This is a genomic window from Ruminococcus sp. RTP21204st1_B2_RTP21204_210225, from assembly GCF_040914135.1.
Taxonomy (GTDB): Bacteria; Bacillota; Clostridia; order Oscillospirales; family Ruminococcaceae; genus Hominimerdicola; species Hominimerdicola aceti.
Map to the genome: position 1 here is coordinate 20,889 of NZ_JBCPGA010000035.1, position 6,581 is coordinate 27,469.

General features: G+C 41.4%; 7 protein-coding genes. 6 read left to right on the forward strand and 1 reads right to left on the reverse strand.

The genetic code is table 11. The annotated features are described in order from the left end of the window. Positions 1-27 precede the first annotated feature (27 nt). The 3 genes from nifS to mnmA are packed head-to-tail and all read left to right on the forward strand — an operon-like array spanning position 28 to position 2,740. Positions 28-1,233: a cysteine desulfurase NifS gene (gene nifS, locus AB5123_RS10920; protein WP_038671763.1), complete on the forward strand. Its 1,206-nt coding sequence runs from the start codon at positions 28-30 to the stop codon at positions 1,231-1,233. 12 nt (positions 1,234-1,245) lie between these two features. Continuing rightward, entirely contained in the window at positions 1,246-1,677 is a 432-nt protein-coding gene (nifU, locus tag AB5123_RS10925) for a Fe-S cluster assembly scaffold protein NifU (RefSeq protein WP_022288418.1), read from the forward strand. Further along, on the forward strand, positions 1,670-2,740 hold the full coding sequence (mnmA, locus tag AB5123_RS10930; protein ID WP_368364819.1) for a tRNA 2-thiouridine(34) synthase MnmA: 1,071 nt from the start codon (positions 1,670-1,672) through the stop codon (positions 2,738-2,740). Before nifU ends, mnmA begins: the two co-directional genes overlap by 8 nt. 42 nt (positions 2,741-2,782) lie before the next feature. On the opposite strand, the gene AB5123_RS10935 is transcribed toward mnmA, so the two are convergent. After that, the gene (locus tag AB5123_RS10935; RefSeq protein ID WP_117856409.1) at positions 2,783-3,613 is read right to left on the reverse strand and encodes an AraC family ligand binding domain-containing protein; all 831 of its coding nucleotides are present in this window, start codon (positions 3,611-3,613) and stop codon (positions 2,783-2,785) included. 164 nt (positions 3,614-3,777) lie between these two features. On the opposite strand from AB5123_RS10935, the gene AB5123_RS10940 reads away from it, so the two are divergent. Genes AB5123_RS10940 through yfcE form a run of 3 tightly spaced genes read left to right on the forward strand, consistent with a single transcriptional unit; the run spans position 3,778 to position 6,502 of the window. Beyond that, positions 3,778-4,779: an SGNH/GDSL hydrolase family protein gene (locus tag AB5123_RS10940; protein WP_022288415.1), complete on the forward strand. Its 1,002-nt coding sequence runs from the start codon at positions 3,778-3,780 to the stop codon at positions 4,777-4,779. 6 nt (positions 4,780-4,785) lie between these two features. Then, positions 4,786-5,973: a PIN domain-containing protein gene (locus AB5123_RS10945; RefSeq protein ID WP_265290477.1), complete on the forward strand. Its 1,188-nt coding sequence runs from the start codon at positions 4,786-4,788 to the stop codon at positions 5,971-5,973. A gap of 13 nt (positions 5,974-5,986) precedes the next feature. Continuing rightward, positions 5,987-6,502 (forward strand): phosphodiesterase, encoded by a 516-nt coding sequence (yfcE, locus tag AB5123_RS10950; protein ID WP_195249208.1) that lies wholly within the window; start codon positions 5,987-5,989, stop codon positions 6,500-6,502. Positions 6,503-6,581: the final 79 nt, after the last annotated feature.

Sequence of the window (6,581 nt, forward strand, 5' to 3'; positions counted from 1 at the left end):
AATCTATATATGAAAGGTATGATTTAATTGGAAAAGAGATTTGTCTATGCAGATAACTCAGCTACGACTAGAGTATCTCAGAAAGCTCTTGACGCCGCTCTGCCTTATTTCACTGAGCTATACGGAAATCCGTCAAGTATATATTCTTTGGGAATGGAATGCGCAAAAGCCGTTCTTAAAGCAAGAGAACAGGTCGCAAACGCTCTTGGTGCGAAGGTCAACGAGATCTATTTCACTGCTGGCGGCTCTGAGTCTGACAACTGGGCTATAAGAGGCTGTGCACAGCTTGGAGAAAAAAAGGGCAAGAAGCATATCATCACAACTGCTTTTGAACATCATGCAGTTCTGCACACTTGTCAGTATCTCGAAAAGCTTGGCTTTGAGGTAACATATCTTCCTGTAGGTGACAAGGGTCTTGTTACTGCACAACAGGTCGAGGACGCTATCCGTGATGATACCTGCCTTGTTACAATAATGACAGCTAACAACGAGATCGGTACTATACAGCCTATCGCTGAGATCGGTGAAGTTTGCCACAAGCATGGCGTATGGTTCCATACTGACGCTGTTCAAGCTGTGGGAAATATTGATATCAATGTTAAAGATATGAACATTGATATGCTCTCACTTTCAGGACATAAGCTCCACGCTCCAAAGGGTGTTGGCGCGCTTTATGTAAAAACAGGCATTAACCTTCCAAACCTTATCTACGGTGGAGCACAGGAGAGAAATAAGCGTGCAGGTACCGAGAACGTACCTTCTATCGTGGCTCTCGGCGTTGCTATCACTGATGCTGTAAAGGATATCCCTGCAAAGAACGAGCGTGTAAGAAAAATGAGAGATAGACTTATCGAGGGTCTGCTCAAGATACCTGAGTCAAGACTTAATGGTGACACAGAACACAGACTTGCAGGAAATGTAAACATATCTGTTCGAGGAGTAGAGGGCGAGAGCCTGCTTCTTTCACTTGATCTTCAGGGCGTTGCAGCTTCATCAGGTTCAGCCTGCACAAGCGGATCACTTGACCCGTCACACGTTCTGCTTTCACTTGGTCTGCCACATGAAGTAGCACATGGCTCACTCAGACTTTCTATCAATGACGAGAACACAGAGGAAGATGTTGATTATATTCTTGAGGTTCTTCCACCAATCGTAAAGCACCTGAGAAGTATGTCACCACTTTGGGAAAGAATTTGCAGAACTGAGAATATTCACGACTATACACTTGATTAGGAGGAATAAAAAATGATATACAGCGAAAAGGTAATGGATCATTTCGCGCATCCGAGAAATGTCGGCGAGATTGAAGATGCTGACGGTGTCGGCGAGGTAGGAAACGCCAAGTGCGGAGATATAATGAAAATGTACATCAAGGTCAATGACGGCGTTATAACTGACGTTAAGTTCAAGACTTTTGGTTGCGGTGCGGCTGTTGCTACATCTTCTATCGCTACAGAAATGATAAAAGGTAAAAAGCTTGAAGACGCTTTGAAACTTACAAACAAGGCGGTTGTTGAAGCTCTTGACGGTCTTCCACCAGCAAAGCTTCACTGCTCTGTTCTTGCCGAAGAGGCTATGAAGGCTGCGGTTTCTGACTACTATAAAAGACAGGGTATCGATCCAACTCCGTTCGTAGGTAAGCAGTCTGCTCCTGATTGTGAGAACTGCAATGGCTGATAAAGTTCTTGTGGCAATGAGCGGCGGCGTTGACAGCTCTGTTTCGGTCAAGCTCCTTCTTGATGAGGGTTATGACGTGGCAGGGGCTACCATGCGGCTCTACAGCAATGAGGACATCGGTCTGGATAAAACAAGAACGTGCTGTTCTCTCAATGATGTAGAGGACGCACGTTTTGTTGCTTTTAAACTAGGCATTGATTTCCATGTATTCAATTTTTCTGATGATTTTAAGCACTATGTTATAGACAATTTTGTTGATACATATCTGGCAGGCGGCACGCCTAATCCGTGTATCGAGTGCAACAAACATCTGAAATTCGCAAAATTCTATGAGCGTGCAAAGCTACTGGGTTTTGACCATATCGCTACGGGGCATTACGCTACCAGAGAGTTTGACGAAAAGTCAGGCAGGTGGCTTCTGAAACGCTCACCTGACAGGTCAAAGGATCAAAGTTATGTGCTTTACAGTATGACGCAGGAACAGCTTGCTCACACTCTCTTCCCCGTTGGCGAGATGCACAAGGACAAGATCCGTGATATCGCAGAAGAAAACAAGCTTATAAATGCAGACAAGCCTGACTCTCAGGACATCTGCTTTATCCCTGACGGTGATTACGCAGGCTTTATCACAAAACGCTGCGGTGAACAGCAGTCGGGAGATATCGTTCTTTCTGACGGCACAAAGCTTGGTAAACACAAAGGTCTGATACACTATACTATTGGACAGCGAAAGGGCGTAGGCATTTCATATAGCGAACCGCTTTTCGTTGTTACAAAAGATATGGAACATAACAGGCTTATTATGGGAAAGGCTGATGAAGTATACAGTGACAGCCTTGCGGCAGGAGATGTGAACTTTATTCCGTTTGACACCCTCACAGAGCCTATAACCTGCACTGCTCAGACACGTTATCATCAAAAGGACGCTGAATGTACAGTTTCACCAATGAATGATGGCAAGGTACTCGTGACTTTTAAAGAACCTCATAAAGCTATCTCAAAGGGACAGGCAGTGGTTTTCTATGACGGTGAATACGTTATCGGAGGCGGAACTATATTATAAAAAAAAGCCCCACGGATCCATTTTCCGTGGGGCATCGTATTTTTAATTACCTGCTTTTTTATGAAGAGAACGAAATTCTGCAGGGGAAAGCATTTCATGCTTTTTGAACACCGCACAAAAATAACTGCAATCGTTATAACCTACCTCCGCAGCGATTTCATTGATGTTAAGCTTATCCTCCAATAAAAGCAGCTTTGCCTGCTGTATACGCTTTCTTGCTAGATACTCAAAAGGTCTTAGACTAAGACACTCCTTGAAAAGTCTGCAAAGATACTGCGGTGAAAGGTCAATAAGATCAGCAAGCTCCACAAGTGTAAGTTCTTTTCTGAAATTCTTATCAATATAATCAATTACAGGCTGCAGCTGATTGAGTTTTTGTCCGTCCTGACTACCATTTTGTAGGTTTACGACTCTGTGTAGCTCAATAAGAAACTGATATAGATATGCCGAACACTGGTGACCACAGTAGTAGTAATTAGTCTTCATAAGATAAAGTATCTTCTTAAATATGGCATCAACAGCATTGATATCATTTATGTGAAACACTTTAGCCTTCTCAAGCTTGATATGCTTGAGAATTTCAATTGCTTCCCTGCCCTCAAAGGTTATCCAGTGGGTTTCCCATATATCACCAACAGGATAATACTCATGCGGCACAGAAGGCGGGAGATAAAATGCGTCCCCCGGCTTTATATCATACTCATGACCATCAAATATAATGTGACCCTGACCACGAGTGCAGTATATTATCTGATGATTAGGATAGCCATCTTCTCTTACAAAATGAAATTCTCTATCTCTCGCACCGATTCCAAGCACATACAAAGGCAGGCTCGTTTCATCGCTGAGGACAGGGTAATAATAGTCAGTCATAATAAATCTCGCTTTCCAAACTGATTTCATATTCTTTTATTATATATTATCACAACACACTAAAAAAGTCAAGAAATTTCAAAAAAATATGTTGTACAATTGTCCTGAATGTGGTACAATATATTATATAATAAGGTTAATATACTCATATAGGAGATGATAAGATGTTAAAACAATTAACGGCTTTTTTCACGGCAACCGTTATGGCATGTGCCACACCTCTTGCCTGTAACGCTGAAGTTATAAAGCATGAAGTAAATGTTCCGCCTAATATACTTGTGCTTGGGGATTCAATCGCCGCTGGCTATGGTCTGGAAGGCTACAGTGAAAACAGATATTCTTGTGCGTCTTATGCAAATCTTCTTCACGACCAGTATGACGCTGAGCTTAAAAACGCTGGCGGCTGTAAGCTTGTGAACTCTGCTGTTGTGGGCGACACTTCACAACAGCTTCTTGACCGCATTAATTCAGGCGAATTTGACGCTGACCTTGCAGACAGCGACGCTGTTATTATATCCATAGGTGGCAATGACATTCTTGGTCTTTTCATAGATTTTTTGATGAACGATCTGGGCATTACTTCTAAAAGCACATTGTCTGATTTGATGGATAAAACCAAGGATATTATTGGCATTGCAATGGATATGAAGGATATGTCTGATGATATGGATAAGGCGCTGAAAAATTTTACGAGCACTCTAGATGATATAATTAACGCTGTTGAAGCTAAAAGTAAGGGTGAAATAATTGTTCAGACACTATATGACCCGCTGGATAATTTCACTGCGGCTGCTGTTTTCCAGAGTATGTCGAAGGATAAAATTTCAAAACTTAACAACATTATCAAAGAACACTCCACTGACGAAGATGAAAATGAGAGATACATAGTGGCAGATGTTTTTAGTGAATTCAGCGGTCACGGAAAGGAACTTACCAACATAAATGACTTTGATATACACCCTAATAAAAAAGGTCATGCACTTATTGCTTCTTGTATAGACAAGGCGTTAAGGACAAAAACTTATACCTATGAGGAGGTCGTTCCTGACAGCAGTGAGAACGATGAAAAAGGCAAAAATGCCATACTTATGACAGCAACGGCGACAGGCGGACTTATAGTAGTCATCGCTGCTGCTACACTTATTCGACACAGAAAGAAAGGATAAATTAACATGAAAATTTATTTGGTAGACTTTGAAAATGTCAAATCCAAAGGACTTCAAGGCATAGACAATTTAACTGAAACTGATACCGTAATAATTTTTTACAGTGAAAATTCCGATACCATTAACTTTGAAATGCACCAAAAAGTCCTTACATCAAAGGCTGATATTGAATACTTCAAGGTAAATGTTGGTGGCAAAAATGCCCTGGATTTTCAGCTTTCAACACTTCTGGGTTATTTGGTAGCCAAGGATACTTATACGAATATTTTTGTTATCAGCAATGACAGAGGTTTTGACTTTCTTCATGATTTCTGGCACGGAAAGTATGTTGACAGTCCAAATGCTATGGTCTACAGAACTAGAACGATACAAACGGCAATAAACTTTGCAAACCACAAGGTCGGTACAAACGAAAGCAGTGAACCTGATGATATAGCTGAGCCTGTAGCTGAATATACTGAGGAAGTACAAGAAAAAGCAGAAGTTCACGCAGAATCAGTGATAACCCTTGACGAAACTGACGAGCCAAGCACAGAGCCTGCGGCTATAGATTATTCTGTTACACTAAACGAAAATATGAATGGTAATACAGAAGAGGTCGAAGAAGAACCAGAAGCCTGTGCACCTGATATTGTCGAAGTAGAAAGTGATCCTGTTGTTGAAACTATCGTCAAAGTGAAAAAGGATAGAAAAAAGTGTACCACACAAAAAAACAACGATCTCCAAAGCATACTTGCAAACATTTGCAGCGAAGAGCAAATAGAAGAGATCAGCAAACTTATAGCTGAGTCTAACACAAAAGAGGAGCTTCACAATTCTCTTGCAAAGGTATATAAAAAGCAGGCTACAGATTTTTACAAGCTTCTCAGGCCAAGATATCTGCGACTTAAAGGACTACAGGAATCCGAAAATACATGCACCGCTGATGAAGATAAAACGATGACGGCTCAGAAAACTGAAAAGGTTGTTTACCATGATGTACTATCCGTAAAACTTGATGAGCTACTCGACGGCAAATGCAACAAAGACGAACTGGCACTTATAAGAGAAGCAGTCATTGACGCCACAACAAAACAGCAGCTTTATATCAGAATGGTAAAAGAGTTCAAAAAGGAAAAAGGCTGCGATATATATAACAAAATAAAGCCAGAGTATGTGTCTTTGCACAAGCTTGCATCTGAGATCATTAAATAAAGGAGTGTAAAATATGAAACTTATGATAGCGTCAGACATTCATGGTTCGGCTTACTGGTGCAAAAAAATGCTTGAAGCCTTTGAGCAAAACGGTGCGGAAAGACTAATTCTTTTGGGTGATATTCTCTATCACGGACCAAGAAACGACCTTCCAAAGGAATATGCACCAAAGCAGGTGATAGCCATGCTCAATCCGCTAAAAGACAAGCTTCTGTGCGTACGTGGTAATTGTGACACAGAAGTCGATCAAATGGTGCTTGACTTCCCTGTTATGGCGGAATATGCTTATATATGCTGTGACAATTTGAGAATATTTGCTACTCACGGACACAAATACAACTGCACAAATCTGCCACCACTTTCAAAGGGCGACATTCTTCTTCACGGTCACACCCATGTACCTGTTATTAAAGACTGCGGCGATTACACCTACATAAATCCGGGTTCAGTATCTATACCGAAAGAAAATTCAACACACAGCTATCTGATACTGGAAAACGGCAAATTCTCGTTTGGCGAGCTTATATAAAGAAGGCGCTGTAAAAAAAGCGCAACAAAGCCCGTGGATTCCCTCGATATGGAAGCCCACGGGCTTTAATATATCACAC

Excerpts from the sequence above, each read along its gene's own strand:
- nifU (WP_022288418.1), top strand. The coding sequence starts at position 1,246 with ATGATATACAGCGAAAAGGTAATGGATCATTTCGCGCATCCGAGAAAT.
- mnmA (WP_368364819.1), top strand. The coding sequence starts at position 1,670 with ATGGCTGATAAAGTTCTTGTGGCAATGAGCGGCGGCGTTGACAGCTCT.
- AB5123_RS10935 (WP_117856409.1), bottom strand. The coding sequence starts at position 3,613 with ATGACTGACTATTATTACCCTGTCCTCAGCGATGAAACGAGCCTGCCT.
- AB5123_RS10940 (WP_022288415.1), top strand. The coding sequence starts at position 3,778 with ATGTTAAAACAATTAACGGCTTTTTTCACGGCAACCGTTATGGCATGT.
- AB5123_RS10945 (WP_265290477.1), top strand. The coding sequence starts at position 4,786 with ATGAAAATTTATTTGGTAGACTTTGAAAATGTCAAATCCAAAGGACTT.
- yfcE (WP_195249208.1), top strand. The coding sequence starts at position 5,987 with ATGAAACTTATGATAGCGTCAGACATTCATGGTTCGGCTTACTGGTGC.